This window comes from Bradyrhizobium nanningense, assembly GCF_004114535.1.
In the GTDB taxonomy this organism is placed as follows: Bacteria; Pseudomonadota; Alphaproteobacteria; order Rhizobiales; family Xanthobacteraceae; genus Bradyrhizobium; species Bradyrhizobium nanningense.
In genome coordinates this window covers 1-19902 of record NZ_LBJC01000080.1, presented here as the reverse complement: position 1 = coordinate 19902, position 19902 = coordinate 1, and the positions used below count along the sequence as shown (strand labels likewise).

Here is a 19902-nt window from a genome sequence, read left to right as displayed (position 1 = left end):
CCTTGACCGCGCCGAGTGCCCACATTCTGGCCATGCCGAGCGAGCGCGCGCGCCGTCGCCCGTCACTGCCCCTGATATTCGGCCCAGCAGTCCGCCGTCTCATAGACGCGGACCGCCCACAGCTGTGGAAGGCTCGGCTTCAACCGGTCCCAGATCCAGATCGCGATATTCTCGGCGGTCGGGTTCTCGAGCCCTTTGACCTCGTTCAGGCAGTGATGATCCAGCGCGTCCAAGATGTCGGCGAAGCACTTTTCAATATCGAAGAAATCAGCGACGAAACCGGTGTGCGGATCGACCGGCCCGTCCAACTGGACCTCGACCCGGTAGGAATGACCATGCAGCCGGCGGCATCGATGGGTCTCGGGCACGTTCGGCAGCCGATGCGCCGCCTCGAACTTGAACGCCTGCGATATCCTCATCCCGCTCCTCACACGGCGTCGCCATCCGGTCTCGGGCCCGTCTGGCGACCAGATGCTGCTTTGTCCTGACCTGCGTCGAAGAATGGCGCGCCCGGAACGATTCGAACGTCCGACCCTCAGATTCGTAGTCTGATGCTCTATCCAGCTGAGCTACGGGCGCGTGCTTCGCAAACAGCGCGGGCATAGCCCGCGACGCAGCCCCCGGCAAAGCCGGAGGGTGTGCGAAAGAGCGCTCTGACTAACCGCTCTTGTCCCGGTTGGCAAGGTCCGGGATGGGGAGATTTTGCAGGGAAATGACGGCTTGAATGTCATTCCGGGGCGATGCGCAGCATCGAACCCGGAATCTCGCGCCAAACCTCCGGATTCCGGGTTCGGCGCTTTGCGCCGCCCCGGAATGACGGAAAAATCGGCCTCTGGCCGACTAGGCCCTCGCCCGCTCGTTGCGGATGGAGAGGAGCTCCACGGGGCGGTCGGGAATGACGATGCGGAAGGTGGCGCCGATGGTGCCTTCGACGAGGTGGATATCGCCGCCATGGGCGCGGACCAGCTCGGCGGCGATGGCGAGGCCAAGACCGCTGCCGCCGGGACGCCCGGAGGTCTGGAACGCCTCGAACAGATGGTCCCTCGTCTTCTGAGGCACGCCGGGACCAGTGTCGGAGACCTCGATGATCGCGACGGCGCCTTCGCGTTTTCCGGTGATCCGGATCTGCTGCGGGCCGCCGTCGCCGGAGGAATGACTCTCCAGCGCCTGGGCGGCGTTGCGGACGAGGTTGAGCAGCACCCGGAACAGCTGATCAGGATCGGCATCGATCGCCAGCCCGCGCTCGATCGCGGCGACCCAGGCGATCGAGGCATCGGAGGCGAGGCCTGCGGTCTCGCGCACCTCCAGCACGACAGGCTCGATCAGGATCATGCGGCGGTCGGGCGCAGCCTCCTGGGCGCGGCCGTAGGACAGCGTCGACTGGCAGAAGGCGATGGCGCGCTCGAGCGAGCGCACCAGCTTGGGCGCGAAGCGTTGCACCCGCGGATCCGGCACGCTGGCGAGCTGATCCGACAGCAGCTGGGCCGAAGCCAGCAGATTGCGCAGATCGTGGTTGATCTTGGACACCGCGAGACCAAGCGCGGCGAGCCGGCTCTTCTGATGCAGCATCGACATCAGATCGCGCTGCATGTCCGACAATTCACGCTCGGCGACCCCGATCTCGTCGCTGCGCTGGCTCGGCACGATGATTCCCGCCGAGCTTTCGGGGTTCTCGTGGAACCCGACCAGGCTCGCGGTCAGCCGCCGCATCGGGCGCACAAAGAGATAATGAAGCGCGAGATAGACGAGGCCGGCGGTCAGCGCCGCGATGATCAGCGCAACCACCACGACGTTGCGGGAGAAACGATACATCTGCTGCCGCAGCGGCAGCTCGTCGGTCACGATCTCGATGAACTGGGCCGTGCCGACGCCGGGTCCGACGATCCGGATGGCCTGGTTGCCGGTCTCCAGCATCATCCGGAACGAGCCGGTGATCGCCTCCCACGCCGTCATATCGCGCAGGTCGATGTCATGCTCGATGGCGGCCGGAATGTTGTCGCTGGCGAGCAGCCGGCGCTGCTGGCCCATCTTGATGGCGACGGCGCGGGCATTGATGCTCTTCAGGATCTGGCGCGACAGCGAATCGGGAACCATGCCGAGCGGCGCCGCATCCAGCACCAGCGCCGCCGTGTTGGCCGCCGCGACGCGGTCGTTCAGCCGGTTGACCCAGAAGTTGGCGATGGCGGGGACATAGAGCAGGCTGGCCGCGATCATCACCAGGGGAACGGTCAGCAGCAGCAGCTTGCCCGACAGCCCGAGCCCGCGCGTTCCGCGGGAGCGCATCGCCGGCTGGTCCGGCTGATCCTGATCCTGGACCGGCTGGAGGTCTGTCGCTGCCACGGAATTCGCCCTCGCTGCCTTTGGCGTGTGAAGGATTGGCGGTAGGAAGATGCGGCCCGACCCCGTTCCGGTCAAATTACGGATCGCTAATCTGCCGAGGTGGGATGTAGGCGCTGATATCGCTACTCGCCACCTCAAGGGTTAAAAACCTCGCACGAACAGCGATATTCACGAAAATCGCGCGCTTGTGCGGCGTTGACGAAAACAAGGCGCTCGCTTATAAGCCGCGCAAATTGTCCGCGATGACCCGGTGCGACGCCGGGAGCGGCTCTCTAGGGGCCGGAAAGGGCCCGTTTTGGGCCGCATCTTCCGGACTTTATCATCAATTCTACAGGCAAATTGCCCGGTCAGCGGAGAAAAACCCGTGAAGCGGACTTATCAACCCAGCAAACTGGTGCGCAAGCGCCGTCACGGCTTCCGTGCCCGTCTCGCCACTGCCGGCGGCCGCAAGGTTCTCGCCGCCCGCCGCGCCCGCGGTCGTAAGCGTCTGAGCGCCTGAGCCAGACCCCCTTTTTGGGATTTCATCATGGATCGGCTGAGGCAGCGGGCGGATTTCCTCGCCGTTGCCAATGGCGCGCGGGTGAACAGTCCCGCGTTCGTCCTGCAAAGCCATCCCCGCGATGACAGCGGCCCGATCCGGATCGGCTTCACCGTTACCAAAAAGAACGGCAACGCCCCCGAGCGCAATCGCATCCGGCGCCGGCTTCGCGAATTGGTGAAGCGGCTCGATCCGGTGTCGATGCAGCCCCATCATGATTATGTGCTAGTCGGCCGAAGGGACGCGCTCTCGCGCCCCTTCGCCACCATGCTCGACGATCTGCGCATAGCGTTCACGAAGCCCGCGCGGCATATGGCCAAAGGACCCGCGAAGGGACGCGGCCCGAGGACCGACCGTACGAGGTCCAGTCCAGCTCCTGCTGCCAGCCGCAAACCGGATTGATGACGAGACAATAGTGATGACCGACAATCGCAATACCATCCTCGCCGTCATTCTGTCGGGCCTCGTCCTGATCGCCTGGCAGTATTTCTACAACGTGCCGGCGATGGAGAAGCAGCGCGCCCAGCAGCAGACCCAGGCCGAGCTCCAGAAGGGCACGCCGCAGCCGACCGCGTCGGCAACGCCGGGCAGCACGCCGCAGCAGCCAGGCAACGCGGCTCAGCCGGCAACGCCGGGCGCGAGCCAGCAGGCCCAGCCGGTCGTTGCGCGCGACGCCGCGATTGCAGCCAGCCCGCGCGTCAAGATCGAGACGCCGCGGATTGCCGGCAGCATCGCGCTGAAGGGCGGCCGCATCGACGACATCGCGCTGGTTCAACACCGCGAGACGGTCGACCCGAAATCGCCGCCGATCATCCTCTACTCGCCCTCGGGCACTGCCGAGCCTTACTATGCCGAGTTCGGCTGGGTGCCGGCGACGGGCGTGACGGCGAAGCTGCCGGATGCGCAAACCGTCTGGCAGCAGGACGGCAGCGGCAGCCTGACGCCGACGACGCCGGTGCTGCTGAAATGGGACAATGGCGAGGGCCTCGCCTTCCGTCGCACCATCTCGGTCGACGACCATTATCTCTTCACCATCAAGGACGAGGTGAGCAATGTCGGCAATGCGCCCGTTACGCTCTATCCGTTCGCGCTGATCTCGCGCCACGGCGCACCGCAAGTCTCTGGCTACTACATCCTGCATGAAGGCCTGATCGGCTATCTCGATGGCTTGCAGGAATATGCCTACAAGAAGATCGACGAGACCAAGTCGGTGAACTTCAAGACCACCAATGGCTGGCTCGGCATGACCGACAAGTACTGGGCCTCGGCGCTGCTGCCGGACACCAATGCGCAGCTTCAGGCGCGCTTCTCGTCGAACCCGGTCGGCAACGTCCACACCTACCAGACCGATTATCTGCTCGACCCCGTCACCGTCGCCATCGGCGGCTCCGCGACCGCGAATGCGCGCCTGTTTGCCGGCGCCAAGGAAGCCGGCGTGGTCGGCATCAATTTCCCGCTCGCAGGCCACGGCGGCTACAACAAGGAGCTCGGCCTCAACCATTTCGATCTCTTGATCGACTGGGGCTGGTTCTACTTCATCACCAAGCCGATGTTCCTCGGCCTCGACTTCTTCTACCGCCTCTTCGGCAATTTCGGCATCTCGATCCTGCTCGTGACCGTGATCGTGAAGCTCCTGTTCTTCCCGCTGGCGAACAAATCCTACGCCTCGATGGCGAAGATGAAGTCGGTCCAGCCACAGCTGCAGGCGCTGAAGGAGCGCTTCCCCGACGACAAGGTGAAGCAGCAGCAGGAGATGATGGAGATCTACCGCAAGGAGAAGATCAATCCGGTCGCCGGCTGTCTTCCCGTGGTGATCCAGATCCCGGTGTTCTTCTCGCTCTACAAGGTGCTGTTCGTCACCATCGAGATGCGGCAAGCGCATTTCTACGGCTGGATCAAGGACCTCTCGGCGCCGGATCCGACCAATCTGTTCACGCTGTTCGGCCTGATCCCATTCGATCCGACCACGATTCCCGTCTTCGGCCACTACCTCGCGCTCGGCATCTGGCCGATCATCATGGGCATCACGATGTGGTTCCAGATGAAGCTGAACCCGACGCCGCCGGATCCGACCCAGCAGATCATCTTCAACTGGATGCCGCTGATCTTCACCTTCATGCTGGCGGGCTTCCCGGCGGGCCTCGTGATCTACTGGGCCTGGAACAACACCCTCTCGGTGGTCCAGCAAAGCTACATCATGCGCCGCAACGGCGTGAAGGTGGAGCTATTCGACAATCTCAAGGCGACGTTCGCGAGGAAGGCGACGTAATCGTCATTGCGAGGAGCGAAGCGACGAAGCAATCCAGAAATTCTCCGCGGATACATTTCTGGATTGCTTCGCTTCGCTCGCGATGACGCGGGGAAACAGCGAGCCTTCGCATGACCGACGACAAAGATGCGAAGCTGATCGAGGCCGGGCGAAAGCTGTTCGCCCGCGACTGGCAGTTCATCTGGGCCTCGCCTTCGATCCAGACGCTGCCGCCGATGGCGGGGCTGGAGGTCGCCTTTGCCGGACGCTCCAATGTCGGCAAGTCGAGCCTGATCAACGCGCTCACGGGGCGCAACGCGCTGGCGCGCACCTCGCACACGCCGGGCCGCACCCAGGAGCTGATCTTCTTCGAGGTCCCAGGGAAGACCGACCTGCGTCTCGTCGACATGCCCGGTTACGGCTATGCCAAGGCGCCGAAGAGCCAGGTCGCATCCTGGACCGAGCTGATCCACAAATTCCTGCTCGGACGCGCCTCGCTCGCGCGCGTCTACGTGCTGGTCGACGCGCGTCATGGACTCAAGGACGTCGATCTCGAAGTCCTGGGGACGCTCGACCGCTCCGCCGTCAGCTACCAGATCGTGCTGACCAAGGCCGATCAGGTGAAGGCGTCCGAGTTGCAAGCGCGCATCGCCGAGACCGAGGCCGCCCTCGCCAAACATCCGGCCGCGTTCCCGAACGTGCTCGCGACATCGTCACGCAGCTCGACCGGCATGGAGAGCCTGCGCGCCGCGATGGCGAAGCTGCTGGAAGAGCGGAGCAAGTAATGGTGGCCCATCGCCTCTTGGTAGGGCTTGCCGGATTGATGGGCGCCGCCGGCGTCGCGCTGGCCGCGGCCTCCGCCCACGGCGCGGATGCGAGCCGACTTGCCACGGCGAGCGCCATGCTGCTGTTTCATGCAACGGCCATACTTGCGACCACTGCCCTGCTCGCACGCGGCCTTCTGCATGGCGGAATTGGCCTCAACGCCGCGTTCGGCTTCGTGATCGGCGCCGCGCTGTTCGCGGGCGACCTCACCGTGCGGCAATATGCCGGGCATTCGCTGTTTCCCTACGCGGCGCCGACGGGTGGAACGGTGATGATTTTGGGATGGCTGGCGGTGACGTTGGCCGCGGTGGTGGCGCGGAAATAGGTCTCGTGCCCCGGACGCAGCGCTTCAGCGGTGCGCTGCCGAGCCGGGGCCCATGCGCCTTTCTGGGTCCCGGCTCAGCGGCGCGTCACCATAGCGCGTCGAAGACGCGCGTGAACGCGCTTTTGGTGCCGCACCGCGTCCGGGACACAGAATCGGAATATCAGCCACACTTTGCGCCCCGCCCGCCAATCGGATAGAACGCGCACCGACCGTCCCGCCAGCGAGACCGCGACATGACCGACATCTCTCCGCTCGACCAGGCCCGCATCCTGTCCGAAGCGCTGCCGCACATGCAGCAATATGACGAGGAAACAATCGTCATCAAGTATGGCGGCCATGCCATGGGCGACGAGGAGACCGCCAAGAACTTTGCCCGCGATATCGTGCTGCTCGAGCAGACCGCCATCAATCCCGTCGTGGTGCATGGCGGCGGACCTCAGATCGCGACCATGCTCAAGCGTCTCGGCATTCAATCGGAGTTCGCCGCCGGCCTGCGCATCACCGATGCCGCGACCATCGAGATCGTCGAGATGGTGCTCGCTGGTTCCGTCAACAAGCAGATCGTCGGCTACATCAACGAGGCCGGCGGCAAGGCCGTCGGGCTGTCGGGCAAGGACGGCAACATGGTGAAGGCGTCGAAGACGACGCGCACCATCATCGATCCGGGCTCGAACATCGAGAAGGCGATCGACCTCGGCTTCGTCGGCGACCCCGAGAAGGTCGATCTCACGCTGCTCAATCAGCTGATCGGCTACGAGCTGATCCCGGTGCTCGCGCCGCTCGCAACCTCCAAGGAAGGCCAGACGCTGAACGTCAACGCCGACACCTTTGCCGGTGCGGTCGCCGGCGCGCTGAAGGCCAAGCGCCTGTTGCTGCTCACCGACGTGCCGGGCGTGCTCGACAAGTCGAAGAAGCTGATCCCGCAATTGTCCGTCAAGGACGCGCGCAAGCTGATCGCCGACGGCACCATTTCCGGCGGCATGATCCCGAAGGTCGAGACCTGCATCTACGCGCTGGAGCAGGGCGTCGAAGGCGTCGTCATCATCGACGGCAAGATGCAGCACGCCGTGCTGCTCGAGCTCTTCACCAATCAGGGCACGGGAACGCTGATCCACAAGTGAAGCGCGAACGCGAGCAGCGGAAAAAGGTCGTCATGCCCGGACTTGTTCCGGGCATCCGCGATCTTTCCACTGGGGGCAAAGACGTGGATGGCCGGGACAAGCCCGGCCATGACGGGCGGAGAAAGCCGAGGCATCGTCGCTCCCTCCTCACCCGCTTTCTGATGACGCTGCCGGCGGCCGTCGTGTCGTTCGTGTTCTCCGTCGCCCCCGCCTTCGCCGACCTCAAGATCTGCAACCGCATGTCCTATGTGGTCGAGGCCGCGATCGGCATCGACGACAAGGCGGCGACCGCGACGCGCGGCTGGTTCAGGATCGATCCAGCGACCTGCCGCGTGGTGGTGCAGGGCACGCTGATCGCCGACCGCATTTTGCTCAACGCCCGCGCGCTCGGCGTCTACGGCGCGTCCCCGATTCCGCAGAGCGGCAGCGACATGCTCTGTGTCGCGCAGGACAATTTTGTCATTGCGGCGGCCCGGCAATGCCGCAGCGGCCAGGCCCAGGCCGCGTTCACGCAAGTGACGCCGACGCAAGGCGCGGACGGCAACCTCGTTGCCTATCTCGCCGAAGATTCCGAATATGACGACGAGCAGGCACGGCTTGCCGGCATCCAGCGGCTCTTGGTGATCGCAGGCTATGACGCAGCGCCGATCGACGGCGTCGACGGGCCGAAGACGCAAGCCGCGCTGGCCGCGTTCCTGAAAAGCCGCGGCTTGTCGCCGGACATCGTGGGCTCGCAAAACTTCTTCAAGAGCATGGTCGATGCGGTCCAAACGCCGTCTGCGACCGGCCTCACCTGGTGCAACGACACGCCGCACAAGGTGATGGCGGCGATCGCGACCGACGACGGCAAATCCGTGACCAGCCGCGGCTGGTATCGCATCGATCCCAAGACCTGCCTGCACCCCGATGTGACCGGCCAGCCGAAGCAGATCTTCAGCTTCGCGGAAGCGGTCGACGCCGACAACCGGACGGTCAAACTGAAGGATCGGCCACTGAATTGGGGCGGCGACAGGCAGCTGTGCACGCGCGAGACCAAGTTCGAGACCAATGAGCAGACCGATTGCGGCGCGCGCGGATTTTCGGCAACGGGCTTTGGCGCGGTCGACATGTCGAGCGGCGGCAAGACGCTGCGGTTTGCCGTGCCGTGATGGTGTTTGGGTGATTGAAGCGCTGGCGCAAAGAACTCCGCTGTCGTCCCTGCGAACGCAGGGACCCATAACCCCAGGGAGCAGTCGTGGCGCGAGGTGGCAACTCCGAGTCTTCGCCAAACCACTTCCTGTGGTTATGGGTCCCGGATCGGCGCTCCGCCCTGGACAACGCTACGCGTTGCCAAGAGCTGCGCTTGTCCGGGACGACAGCGGAGAGTGGGCAACGCTTGCGTGTAACCAGTAGAGACCTGCAATGACCCCACCCCGCAGCTTCAGCCACGTCGACACCTGGGTGTTCGACCTCGACAACACGCTTTATCCGCATCACGTCAATCTGTGGCAGCAGGTCGATGCGCGGATCGGGGAGTTCGTCTGCAACTGGCTGAATGTCGGCCCGGAGGAAGCGCGTAATATCCAGAAGGATTACTACCGGCGCTTCGGCACCACCATGCGCGGCATGATGACCCTGCATGGCGTTTCCGCCGACGACTATCTCGCCTACGTCCACAAGATCGATCACTCGCCGCTGGAGCCGAACCCGGCGCTCGGCGAAGCCATCGCTAAATTGTCGGGCCGCAAGCTGATCCTGACCAACGGCTCGGTCGACCATGTCGATGCGGTGCTGGCGCGTCTTGGCCTCGGCTCGCATTTCGACGGCGTGTTCGACATCATCGCCGCCGAGTTCGAACCGAAGCCGGCGGAGCAGACCTACCGGAAATTCCTCTCCGACCATTCGGTCGACCCGACCCGCGCCACGATGTTCGAGGACCTCGCCCGCAACCTCAACGTCCCGCATGAGCTCGGCATGACCACGGTGCTGGTGGTGCCGGATGGAACGAAGGAGGTGGTGCGGGAAGACTGGGAACTGGAGGGCCGGGACGCCGCCCATGTCGACTACGTCACCGATGATCTGACGGGGTTTTTGGCTGGGTTGTCCCACCCAACGTAGCCGTCATACCCCGCGAAGGCGGCTATCCAGTAATCACCAGCATCTCGATTCATCACGACGGCTGCGGCGTACTGGATCACCCGCTTTCGCGGGTAACGATACCGAACCAAGCTTGACTCTCCCGGCTCAAATCCCGAAAAAGCGCTCCAATTCACGCGAAACCACGCCCGCCCAGAGGAAATCCCGATGTCCCTTGCAGCCCTCGAATCCACCATCAACAGCGCCTTCGAGGCGCGCGAGACCCTCTCGACGTCGACCAAGGGCGAGATGCGCGAGGCCGTGGACCAGGCGCTGGAGACCTTGGACAAGGGTGAGGCGCGCGTTGCCGAACGCGGCGCTGACGGCAAGTGGAAGGTCAATCAATGGCTGAAGAAGGCCGTGCTGCTCTCGTTCCGCCTCAACGACATGGGCGTCATTCCCGGTGGCCCCGGCCAAGCGACCTGGTGGGACAAGGTGCCCTCGAAGTTCGAAGGCTGGGGCGAGAACCGTTTTCGCGACGCCGGCTTTCGCGCGGTGCCGGGCGCGGTCGTCCGCCGCTCGGCCTTCATCGCCAAGAACGTCGTGCTGATGCCGTCCTTCGTCAATCTCGGCGCCTACGTCGATGAGAGCACCATGGTCGACACCTGGGCCACCGTCGGCTCCTGCGCGCAGATCGGCAAGCGCGTGCACATCTCCGGCGGCGCCGGCATCGGCGGCGTGCTCGAGCCGCTGCAGGCCGAGCCCGTGATCATCGAGGACGATTGCTTCATCGGCGCGCGCAGCGAAGTCGCCGAGGGCGTGATCGTGCGCAAGGGCGCAGTGCTGGCGATGGGCGTGTTCCTGGGAGCCTCGACCAAGGTCGTCGACCGCGAGACCGGCGAAGTCTTCATGGGCGAAGTCCCCGAATATTCGGTGGTGGTGCCCGGCGCCCTGCCCGGCAAGCCGATGAAGAACGGCCAGATCGGACCCAGCACCGCCTGCGCCGTCATCGTCAAGCGCGTCGACGAGCGCACGCGCTCGAAGACCAGCATCAACGAGCTGCTGCGGGATTGAGACTCTCTCCCCCTCTCTCCGTTCTTACGGGGTGAGGGGCTCTCTCCACATGCGAGATCGTCGAGAGACCTGTACCCCCTCACCCGGATTGCTTCGCAATCCGACCTCTCCCCGCAAGCGGGGCGAGGTGAAGAGAACCCGTTCGAACCCCCTCTCCCCCCATCGCGACCAATCTTCGGGCGGCCCGCGCCGCCCGGAGCTTCTCGCATGGACTGGACCTGGTACCTCTTCCGCTTCGACGGCCGCATCAACCGCGCTTTGCTGTGGCAGGCGCTGCTGATTGTCGCACTCCTGGCGGGCTTGCTCGAGATCGCAGGTCAAGTCATCGGGATCGTCGGAGGAACCAGATCCACCCTGAAGCTCGGCATGGAGCTGGATTTCGACTTCGGTCTCGACGACCTCTTCAAGCTGGTCGATCCGCGCGCCTCCCACTCACGGGCATCCACCGACCTCGCGACCGCAATCCTCAAGACGTCCGGCATGGCCCTGTTCTTCTGGATTTATCTCGCGACGGCGGTCAAGCGACTGCACGATCGCAACAGAAGCGGCTGGTGGATCAGCCCGTTCTTCTTCATACCCGGCCTATTCAACCAGTTCTCCGATCTCCTGCCCAAATCAAGCTGGATGCTTTCGCTCAACCTAGCCGCCGCGCTCCTATGGCTGTGGGGCCTCTTCGAAATGTTCTGCCGGTCGGGCACCTCGGGCCACAACCGGTTCGGCCCCGATCCGCTCCTTGAGATCGACGACAGCGCGGCATCGCCCGCGCCCCCTGCGAAAAGTTGGGACCAGAGCCGCGAGATCGAAATTGTCCCGCCCAGTGCTAGCCCACCCGGCGGCATGCATGTTAAGCGGGGCGCATGACCGATGCTCTTTCCATTGCCCGCGATCTCATCCGCTGCCCCTCGGTAACCCCGGCCGACGCCGGTGCACTCGGGGTGCTCGAAAAAACCCTCGGTGCCGCAGGCTTCATTTGCCACCGCGTGACGTTTTCCGAAGCCGGTACCGCCGATGTCGACAACCTCTATGCGCGGATCGGCACCGAAGGTCCGCACATCACCTTTGCCGGCCATACCGACGTGGTGCCGCCGGGCGACGAGAGCGCCTGGAGCGTCGGCGCGTTCTCGGGCGAAGTGAAGGACGGTGTCCTGCACGGCCGCGGCGCGGTCGACATGAAGGGCGGCATCGCCTGCTCGGTCGCGGCGGTGCTGGAGCATCTCGCCGCCAACGGCGGCAAGCCGCGCAGCGACGGCAAGGGCTCGATCTCGTTCCTGATTACCGGCGATGAAGAAGACGTCTCGATCAACGGCACCATCAAGCTGTTGCAATGGGCCGCAGAGCGCGGCGAGAAGTTCGATCATTGCGTGCTCGGCGAGCCCTCCAATGTCGAGACGCTCGGCGACACCATCAAGGTCGGCCGCCGCGGCTCGCAATCCGGCACGCTTTTCGTCGACGGCGTGCAGGGCCATGTCGCCTATCCGCACCGCGCCTCCAATCCGGTGCCTGACATCTCGCGGTTGATCGTGGCGATCTCCGACGAGCCGCTCGACCATGGCAGCGCGCAATTCCAGGCCTCCAATCTCGAATTCACCTCGGTCGACGTCGGCAACAAGGCGAGCAACGTCATCCCCGGCGAGGCCCGCGCCAAATTCAACATCCGCTACAACGACAACCACACCCAGGCGTCCTTGCGCGAATTGGTCGAGACGCGCCTCGCCAAAGCCTGCGGCAACCGCATCAAGGCCCGCATCGTCTGGGAGCCCTCGAACTCCAACGTATTCGTCACCAAGCCCGGCCCGTTCACCGATCTCGCGGTCTCCGCGATCGAGGAGGTGACGGGGCGCAAGCCGGAGCTGTCGACATCAGGTGGCACGTCGGATGCGCGCTTCATCTCCAGCTATTGCCCGGTGATCGAGTTCGGCTTGGTCGGGCAGACCATGCACCAAGTCGACGAGCGCGTGCCGGTGACCGATCTGGAGAAGCTGACGAAGGTCTATCGCGGGATTTTGACGCGGTATTTTGGGTAGGTCCCCATCGGCACCCAGATCTCCGCCGTCATGCCCGGGACAAGCCCGGCCATGACGCCAGAGATGGCATCAGGCGCTAATAATCCACCTTCATCAGATACAGCCCCTCCGGCGGCGCCACGATGCCGCACGCGGCGCGGTTGCGTGCGGCGAGCGCTGCGGAGAGATCGTCGGCGGTCCAGCGGCCTTCGCCGACCCAGACCAGCGAGCCCACCATCGAGCGGACCTGGCTGTGCAGGAACGAGCGCGCCGAGGTGACAATCGTGATCTCGCGGCCATCGCGCATCACGTCGAGCTGATCGAGCGTCTTCTCCGGCGACTTGGCCTGACACTCGGTGTCGCGGAAGGTGGTGAAATCGTGCTTGCCGAGCAGGCGCTGCGCGGCCGCATGCATCGCCTCGGCATCGAGCTTGCGCGGCACGCGCCAGGCGTGGCCGGCGTCGAGGGCGAGATTGGCGCGGGTGTTGATGAGGCGATAGCGGTAGTGCCGCTTCACGGCCGAGAAGCGCGCCTCGAAACTATCGGGCACGATGTCGGCTTCGAGCACCGCGATCGGGTGCGGGCGCAAATGCGCGTTGAGCCCGTCGCGAAACCGGCCCGGCGGAAACTGCTTGTCGACGTCGACATGCGCGACCTGGCCGCGCGCATGCACGCCGGCATCGGTGCGCCCCGCGCCATGGACCCGAGCGTCGACACCGATCATTGCTTTCACGGCCGCTTCCAGCGCGCCCTGCACCGAGGGCAGCGTCTCCTGCACCTGCCAGCCGAAAAACGGTGCGCCGTCATATTCGATGGTGAGCTTGTAGCGGGGCATCAGGCCAGCCGCATCGGCGGCTTCAGCGGCAAGCCGCGCAGGAAGTCCGCGGCCTGCATCCGGCCCTTGCCCTCACGCTGGAGCTCGATGATGCGGATCGCGCCGTCGCCGCAGGCGATGGTGAGATGCTCGTCGAGCACTTCGCCGGGAGCGCCCGAACCTTTCGCCAATTCGCAGCGCAGGATTTTCACGCGTGCATTCTCGCTGACGCCGGCGAGCTCGGCCCAGGCACCAGGAAACGGCGACAGGCCGTGGATATGGCGCAGCACCTCGCGCGCGGGCTTGCGCCAGTCGATGCGCGCCTCGGCCTTGTCGATCTTGGTGGCATAGGTGACGCCGTCCTCGCTCTGCTTTCTGAGCTGGAGCCCACCGCGATCGAGCGCGGCCATCGCGCGCACCATCAGATCGGCACCGAGGCGCGAGAGGCGATCGTGCAGATCGAGTGCCGTCATGCTGTCGGTGATCGCGAGGCGCTCGGCCATGGCGACGTCGCCGGTATCGAGACCGACATCCATCTTCATCACCATCACGCCGCTCTCGGCATCGCCTGCCATGATCGCGCGGTTGATCGGCGCAGCGCCGCGCCAGCGCGGCAGCAGCGAAGCGTGCAAATTGTAGCAACCGAGCTTTGGCGCATCGAGGATCGCCTGCGGCAGGATCATGCCGTAGGCGACGACGACGGCTGCATCGGCGTCGAACGCACGAAACTCGTCAAGCGCTTCGGGAGTCTTCAGCGTCTTCGGCGTCAACACGGGCACGCCGAGTCGTCGCGCGGCCTCCTCGACCGGGGTCGGCTGCAATTGCAGACCGCGCCGCCCGCCCGGCTTCGGCGCGCGGGTATAGACGGCTGCGATCTCGTGGCCATGCGCGACCAGCTCAAGCAGCGTCGGCACGGAGAAATCAGGCGTGCCCATGAAGATCAGGCGAAGGGACATGTGGCAGCGTTCGGTTAAGAGTTCCGGTTCTCCGTCATGCCCGGGCTTGTCCCGGGCATCCACGTTCTTGGCGGTACAGGAAGCAAGGCGTGGATGGCCGGGTCAAGCCCGGCCATGACGGCTGGGAAAAATGACGCCCTACTCCGCGCGCTTGGCGGCTTTCTCGAATTTCTTCATCACGCGGTCGCGCTTGAGCTTCGACAGATAGTCGACGAACAAGACGCCGTTGAGATGGTCGATCTCGTGCTGGATGCAGGTGGCGTAAAGGCCTTCGGCGTCCTCTTCGTGCACCTTGCCATCGAGATCGGTGAAGCGCACGCGCACTTTCGCAGGGCGCTCGACCTCCTCGTAATATTCGGGGATCGAGAGGCAGCCTTCCTCGTAAACGGACAGTTCCTCGGAGGAGGCGATGATCTCGGGGTTGATGAACACGCGCGGCAGCGGCTTGGTCTCGCCGTTCTCGTCGCGTTTGGCGAGGTCCATGGTGATCAGCCGCAGCGGCTGCGCGACCTGGATCGCGGCGAGGCCGATGCCGGGCGCGTCGTACATGGTTTCAAACATGTCGTCGGCAAGCTTGCGGATCTCGGCCGTGACCTTCTCGATCGGCTTGGAGACCAGACGCAGCTGCTTGTCGGGCAGGATGATGATTTCTCTGAGGGCCATGGCCGCGATTTAAGCCCCATGCCGGATGCGGTCAATGCGGCGAGGAACCCCGTTAACTCCTCGCTAACCATAAAACTTCAGCTTTCGTTAACCATAAAGATTAGGGGGCGGTCGACCCCCAGGCGTTCGCTATTCGTTCGCGCCCCCCGGCGAATCGGCTAGAACGGTCGGCATGAACGAGATCATTTTCACGTTGGGCGACTGGCCGGTGCGCACGATCGACGCGCTGATCGGCTTCGGTGCGCTCGTCCTCATCCTGCTGGTGGTAATTGCGGTGGCGATCGCGCGATCCGGGCGGCGCGGCGCGGAACTCGCGATGGCGCACGCGATCCGGGCCGACGAGCTCGAGGAGCGCCTGAGTGAGGTGCTGCGGGCCCAGAGCGAATCCTCCGGCCGGGTCGATGCGATGACCCAGGCGCTGGCGGGACGTCAGGCCGAGATGGCGCGGGCGGTCAATGAGCGGCTGGATTCGGTGACCCATCGCGTCGGCCAGTCCATGGAACACTCCACCCGCAACACCATGGAGAGCCTGCGCGCGCTGCATGAGCGGCTCGGCATCATCGACAGCGCGCACAAGAACCTCACCGATCTCACCACCCAGGTGACGACCTTGCGGGATGTGCTCGCCAACAAGCAGTCGCGCGGCGCCTTCGGCCAGGCGCGGATGGAGGCGATCGTCCAGGACGGGCTGCCGAAGGGATCCTACGAGTTCCAGTTCACGCTCTCGACCGGCAAGCGGCCGGATTGCGTCGTGTTCCTGCCGGACCAGCGCCCGCTCTGCATCGACGCCAAGTTTCCGCTGGAGGCGATGACGGCGCTGCACGACGCCCGCAGCGACGAGGAGCGGCGCGTGGCCACGCAGCGGCTGCGCGGCGACGTGATGAAGCATGTCAGCGACATCGCCGAAAAATATCTCGTCACCGGCGAGACCCAGGAGATGGCGCTGATGTTCGTGCCGTCGGAATCGGTCTACGCCGAGATCCACGACGGTTTCGACGATGTGATCCAGAAGGCCTATCGCGCCCGCGTAGTGCTGGTGTCGCCCTCGCTTTTGATGCTGGCGATCCAGGTGATGCAGCAGATCATGAAGGACGCGCGCATGCGCGATGCCGCCGACCAGATCCAAACCGAGGTCATCAAGCTCGGCGACGATCTCGGCCGCCTGCGCGAGCGCGTGGTCAAACTGCAGAAACATTTTTCCGATGCGAACGAGGACGTCCGCCAGATCCTGATCTCCGCCGACAAGATCGAGAAGCGCGCAGGACGCATCGAGGAGCTCGATTTCAGCAAGGCGGATGCGCCGGAGGGACCGCGGCTGGTGGCGGCGGCTCCGGGCGAGCTGTTTCCGCGGAAGCTCCAGGCGGGGGAGTGAATTTAAGGCACACTGTCGTCGCCCGGCTTGACCGGGCGACGACAGCTCACCTGTAGGGACAGAATCTGCTAACACCACCCCATGACCGCCCCTGACGCGACCTCCTCCGCCGCGACCGATGCTCCCGCCGCCTCCTGGCGCGACAGCCTTGCCGTGTACCTGCAGCCGCGGGTGCTGATCGTGCTGTTCCTCGGCTTCTCCTCCGGCCTGCCGCTGGCGTTGTCGGGCTCGACGCTGCTGGTGTGGATGCGCGAGGCCGGGGTCGACCTGAAGACCATTGGGCTGTTCGCGCTGGTCGGCACGCCCTACACACTGAAATTCCTGTGGGCGCCGCTGGTCGACGCGCTGCATGTGCCGCTGTTCACCCGCGCGTTCGGGCGGCGGCGCGGCTGGCTGCTGTTCTCGCAAGCCCTGCTGATCGTCGCGATCCTGCTGCTGGCAATGACCGACCCCGGGCGCTCGCCGTTCTATGTCGCGCTCGGCGCGCTGCTGGTGGCGACGACGTCGTCGACGCAGGACATCGTGGTCGATGCCTTCCGCGTCGAGAGCCTGCCCGAGAGCGAGCAGGCCGCCGGCATGGCGGCTTACGTCGCCGCCTACCGCATCGGCATGCTGGTCTCGACCGCAGGCGCGCTGTTCATCGTCTCGGGCTTCGAGAGCACGGGCATCACGCGCACATCGGCCTGGATGTGGGGCTATATCGTGATGGCGGCGATGGTGCTGATCGGGACGATCACCGCACTGGTCGCGACCGAGCCCGAGCAATCGGTCCAGGCTGAAGCTGCGACGAAAACAGAGACCGCGTTCACGCGGGTGCTGCACGCGGCGATCGGGGCTTTCTCGGAGTTCCTGTCGAGGAAAGACGCGCTCGCCGCGCTTTCCTTCGTCGTGCTGTTCAAGTTCACCGACGCCTTTTCCGGAACGATGACCGCGCCGTTCGTGATCGACCTCGGTTTCACCCGCAACGACTATGCGGCAATCGTGAAGGGCGTCGGCCTCGCCGCCACGCTGATCGGCGGCTTTGCCGGCGGCTTCGTCGCACGGCGTTACTCATTGGCGACATCGCTCTGGATCGGCGGCGTGGTGCAGGCGCTGGCCAATCTCTCCTTCTCCTGGCTCGCCATCGTCGGCACCAATCAATGGGCGCTGGCGTTCGCCATCTGCGCAGAGAATTTCACCAGCGCCGTCGGCACCGTGATCTTCGTGGCCTACCTTTCGGCGCTGTGCCAGAACCCGCTGCACACGGCGACGCAATATGCGCTGCTCACCGCGCTCGCGGCGGTGGGACGGACCTATCTGTCGTCAGGCGCCGGCTTCGTCGCGGAGACGACCGGCTGGCCGCTGTTCTTCGTGATCTGTGTGCTGGTGGCGATCCCGAGCCTGATGCTGCTGGCCTGGTTGCAGAAGCGTGGGCATTTCGAGGCGCTGGGGCCGGTGAGGGTGTAGGCTCCCGTCTCTCCTTCGTCATTGCGAGCGAAGCGAAGCAATCCAGAATAGCTCCCCGGAAATAGTCTGGATTGCTTCGTCGCAAGGGCTCCTCGCAATGACGGCGGAGAGAGTTGCGCGAACCGCCCCCCCTACTGCTTCCTGATCAGGCTCCACTTCGTGATCACGGCCTCGCTCATCTGGCCGGCATCGCTGGCGCAGGCGATCTCGTCTACCTTGACGGAGATTTCCTTGCCGACGAACGATTTCAACTGCGTGGCCTGCGCGTCGCTGGAAGTGACGAGCTGGAAGGTCTCAGGGCCGGTCTCGAGATTGCACAGCCCGTTCGGCGCCGGCAGGCGGCGCGGTTCGGAGGTGATCTGATACATCGGAACCCGCTTGCCGTTCTTGCCGTCGCGCACCTTCATCGCGTTCAGCTCGCCCGACAGCACGTCGCCATTGTTGATCGGCTTGCCGGGTTTCGACGGCAGCGGAGCCTCGTCGCCCTGCTGCGCGGAGATGGCCGGGCTCACCAGCATCGCCATCGTCGCGACCAAAGCCAATCGTGTGGCGAAAAGTTTCGTCATGTCGTTCCGTTCCGTGAGATCTTTGGATTGCTAGAACAGGGTGCGCTGCCGCATCGCTGCCGATAGCGTACCTTCGTCGAGATAATCAAGCTCGCCGCCAACGGGAACTCCGTGGGCGAGCCGCGTCACCTTCACATTGGCGTCCTGAAGCAGGTCGGTGATGTAATGCGCCGTGGTCTGACCATCGACCGTCGCATTCAGCGCCAGGATGATTTCGTGCACCTGCGCATCGTGGGCGCGCGCAACCAGCGCGTCGATGGTCAGATCCTGCGGGCCGACGCCGTCGAGCGGCGACAATGTCGCGCCCAGCACATGATAGCGCCCTTGAGTCGCATTGGCGCGTTCCAGCGCCCAGAGATCGGCGACGTCGGCCACGACGACAATGATGGCAGGATCGCGCTTCGGATCGGTGCAGACGGTGCAGGGGTTTTGCGTGTCGATGTTGCCGCAGGACTTGCAAACCTGGACCTTGTCCAGCGCCACTTGCATGGCCGAGGCCAGCGGCATCATCAGCGCTTCGCGCTTCTTGATCAGGTGCAGCGCCGCGCGCCGCGCCGAGCGCGGACCGAGGCCCGGCAGCCGTGCGAGCAGCTGGACCAGCCGTTCGATTTCGGGACCTGCAACAGCGCCCATATTATTGGCCGAACAACCCCGGCGGCAGGCCGAGCCCACCGGTGAGAGCCTGCATCTTCTCCTGCATGGCGGCCTCCGCCTTGCGGCGCGCATCGCCCATGGCGGTGACCAGCAGGTCTTCCAGCACCTCGCGCTCTTCCGGCTTCATCAGCGACGGATCGATCTTGACGGCCTTGACGTCCATCTTCGCGGTCATGCGCACGGCAACGAGGCCGCCGCCGGAGATGCCCTCGACTTCCACGTTGGCGAGTTGCTCCTGCATCTCCTGCATCTTGGATTGCAGCTGCGCCGCCTGCTTCATCATGCCGAGAAAATCAGCCATCGGTGTCTGTCCTTGAAAGCTTGGCTCAGAGATCGTCGCCGTCGGAATCCTCTAGCGGATCGTCACTGCCATAGTCGGTGTTTATATTGGACTCCGGCGTCTCGGGGGCAAGCCTGCGGACCTCGACGACCTTCGCGCCGGGGAAACGCGACAGCACCTCCCGCACGCGCGGATCGGCCTCCGCGGTACGCGCATGCTCCTGTTTGGCCGCCTGGTTCACCGAGCGCAGCGTCGGCTGGCCCTGCTCGTTGGAGACGACGATGGTCCAGCGCCGGCCGGTCCACAGCTCGAACTTCTTCGCAAGCTCCGAGATCATGGTCTTGGAGGCGTTGGGCTCGAGCGCGACTTCCAGCCGGCCCTCCTCGAAACGGACGAGGCGCATGTCGCCTTCGAGCGCGCCCTTGGTCATGAGATCGCGCTTCTGCCCGGCCAGCGCAACGAGCTGGGTGAAGCTCGTGACGCGCAGCTGGGGCGCGGCGCCTTGCGGATCCGGTGCGGGCGCGGCCATCTGCGGCCGGGCGCCGCCGCCGAACGCGGTCGGCGGCGATGTCGGCATGCGCACGGGCGCAGCCGACACCGGCGCGGCGGAGGCCACCGGGGC

General features: G+C 64.9%; 21 protein-coding genes, 1 tRNA gene and 1 pseudogene. 13 read left to right on the top strand and 10 right to left on the bottom strand.

Going from position 1 to position 19902, the window contains the following annotated elements; genetic code table 11:
• Window positions 1–62: 62 nt before the first annotated feature.
• The 3 genes from queD to XH84_RS36255 all read right to left on the bottom strand — a co-directional run bounded on the left by queD (window position 63) and on the right by XH84_RS36255 (window position 2340).
• Window positions 63–419: a 6-carboxytetrahydropterin synthase QueD gene (gene queD, locus XH84_RS36265; protein WP_128919188.1), complete on the bottom strand. Its 357-nt coding sequence runs from the start codon at window positions 417–419 to the stop codon at window positions 63–65.
• Between the two features lie 83 nt (window positions 420–502).
• Window positions 503–579, bottom strand: a tRNA-Arg gene (locus XH84_RS36260).
• 261 nt (window positions 580–840) lie between these two features.
• On the bottom strand, window positions 841–2340 hold the full coding sequence (locus XH84_RS36255) for an ATP-binding protein (RefSeq protein WP_128919187.1): 1500 nt from the start codon (window positions 2338–2340) through the stop codon (window positions 841–843).
• 364 nt (window positions 2341–2704) lie between these two features.
• Between XH84_RS36255 and rpmH the strand changes: the two genes are divergently transcribed.
• The 11 genes from rpmH to dapE all read left to right on the top strand — a co-directional run bounded on the left by rpmH (window position 2705) and on the right by dapE (window position 12550).
• Complete coding sequence (rpmH, locus tag XH84_RS36250) at window positions 2705–2839, top strand: 50S ribosomal protein L34 (RefSeq protein WP_008542748.1); 135 nt, start codon at window positions 2705–2707, stop codon at window positions 2837–2839.
• A 27-nt stretch (window positions 2840–2866) separates the two neighbouring features.
• On the top strand, window positions 2867–3280 hold the full coding sequence (rnpA, locus tag XH84_RS36245) for a ribonuclease P protein component (protein WP_128919186.1): 414 nt from the start codon (window positions 2867–2869) through the stop codon (window positions 3278–3280).
• Window positions 3281–3296: 16 nt separating this feature from the next.
• Complete coding sequence (gene yidC, locus XH84_RS36240; RefSeq protein ID WP_164936222.1) at window positions 3297–5147, top strand: membrane protein insertase YidC; 1851 nt, start codon at window positions 3297–3299, stop codon at window positions 5145–5147.
• A gap of 110 nt (window positions 5148–5257) precedes the next feature.
• Window positions 5258–5911 (top strand): ribosome biogenesis GTP-binding protein YihA/YsxC, encoded by a 654-nt coding sequence (yihA, locus tag XH84_RS36235; RefSeq protein WP_128919184.1) that lies wholly within the window; start codon window positions 5258–5260, stop codon window positions 5909–5911.
• A complete protein-coding gene (locus XH84_RS36230; protein WP_128919183.1) occupies window positions 5911–6276 on the top strand; it encodes a DUF423 domain-containing protein in 366 nt (121 codons plus the stop codon). The genes yihA and XH84_RS36230 overlap by 1 nt, the downstream gene beginning before the upstream one ends.
• A 233-nt stretch (window positions 6277–6509) precedes the next feature.
• Window positions 6510–7397: an acetylglutamate kinase gene (argB, locus tag XH84_RS36225; protein WP_128919182.1), complete on the top strand. Its 888-nt coding sequence runs from the start codon at window positions 6510–6512 to the stop codon at window positions 7395–7397.
• A gap of 32 nt (window positions 7398–7429) precedes the next feature.
• Window positions 7430–8545 (top strand): DUF1036 domain-containing protein, encoded by a 1116-nt coding sequence (locus XH84_RS36220; RefSeq protein WP_430642016.1) that lies wholly within the window; start codon window positions 7430–7432, stop codon window positions 8543–8545.
• Window positions 8546–8798: 253 nt separating this feature from the next.
• Complete coding sequence (locus XH84_RS36215; RefSeq protein WP_128919180.1) at window positions 8799–9494, top strand: pyrimidine 5'-nucleotidase; 696 nt, start codon at window positions 8799–8801, stop codon at window positions 9492–9494.
• A gap of 186 nt (window positions 9495–9680) precedes the next feature.
• Entirely contained in the window at window positions 9681–10526 is an 846-nt protein-coding gene (dapD, locus tag XH84_RS36210; RefSeq protein WP_128919179.1) for a 2,3,4,5-tetrahydropyridine-2,6-dicarboxylate N-succinyltransferase, read from the top strand.
• Between the two features lie 207 nt (window positions 10527–10733).
• Window positions 10734–11387 (top strand): DUF805 domain-containing protein, encoded by a 654-nt coding sequence (locus XH84_RS36205; protein ID WP_128919178.1) that lies wholly within the window; start codon window positions 10734–10736, stop codon window positions 11385–11387.
• Window positions 11384–12550 (top strand): succinyl-diaminopimelate desuccinylase, encoded by a 1167-nt coding sequence (dapE, locus tag XH84_RS36200; protein WP_128919177.1) that lies wholly within the window; start codon window positions 11384–11386, stop codon window positions 12548–12550. The genes XH84_RS36205 and dapE overlap by 4 nt, the downstream gene beginning before the upstream one ends.
• Window positions 12551–12626: 76 nt before the next feature.
• Here dapE and truA read toward each other — a convergent pair whose 3' ends face one another.
• The 3 genes from truA to def form a co-directional block, all read right to left on the bottom strand.
• Window positions 12627–13364: a tRNA pseudouridine(38-40) synthase TruA gene (truA, locus tag XH84_RS36195; RefSeq protein ID WP_128919176.1), complete on the bottom strand. Its 738-nt coding sequence runs from the start codon at window positions 13362–13364 to the stop codon at window positions 12627–12629.
• A complete protein-coding gene (gene fmt, locus XH84_RS36190) occupies window positions 13364–14299 on the bottom strand; it encodes a methionyl-tRNA formyltransferase (protein ID WP_128919175.1) in 936 nt (311 codons plus the stop codon). Before fmt ends, truA begins: the two co-directional genes overlap by 1 nt.
• Window positions 14300–14437: 138 nt before the next feature.
• Window positions 14438–14962, bottom strand: coding sequence for a peptide deformylase (def, locus tag XH84_RS36185; protein WP_128919174.1), 525 nt, complete (start codon window positions 14960–14962; stop codon window positions 14438–14440).
• A gap of 172 nt (window positions 14963–15134) precedes the next feature.
• On the opposite strand from def, the gene XH84_RS36180 reads away from it, so the two are divergent.
• Complete coding sequence (locus XH84_RS36180; RefSeq protein ID WP_128919173.1) at window positions 15135–16334, top strand: DNA recombination protein RmuC; 1200 nt, start codon at window positions 15135–15137, stop codon at window positions 16332–16334.
• An 81-nt stretch (window positions 16335–16415) separates the two neighbouring features.
• Entirely contained in the window at window positions 16416–17780 is a 1365-nt protein-coding gene (locus XH84_RS36175; protein ID WP_128919172.1) for an AmpG family muropeptide MFS transporter, read from the top strand.
• A 131-nt stretch (window positions 17781–17911) separates the two neighbouring features.
• On the opposite strand, the gene XH84_RS36170 is transcribed toward XH84_RS36175, so the two are convergent.
• The 4 genes and pseudogenes from XH84_RS36170 to XH84_RS36155 all read right to left on the bottom strand — a co-directional run.
• Window positions 17912–18346 (bottom strand): hypothetical protein, encoded by a 435-nt coding sequence (locus XH84_RS36170; protein ID WP_128919171.1) that lies wholly within the window; start codon window positions 18344–18346, stop codon window positions 17912–17914.
• A gap of 30 nt (window positions 18347–18376) precedes the next feature.
• Window positions 18377–18979: a recombination mediator RecR gene (recR, locus tag XH84_RS36165; protein WP_128919170.1), complete on the bottom strand. Its 603-nt coding sequence runs from the start codon at window positions 18977–18979 to the stop codon at window positions 18377–18379.
• 1 nt (window position 18980) lies between these two features.
• Window positions 18981–19301: a YbaB/EbfC family nucleoid-associated protein gene (locus XH84_RS36160; RefSeq protein ID WP_128919169.1), complete on the bottom strand. Its 321-nt coding sequence runs from the start codon at window positions 19299–19301 to the stop codon at window positions 18981–18983.
• 25 nt (window positions 19302–19326) lie between these two features.
• Window positions 19327–19902: pseudogene (locus XH84_RS36155) on the bottom strand (DNA polymerase III subunit gamma/tau); the annotation flags it as partial.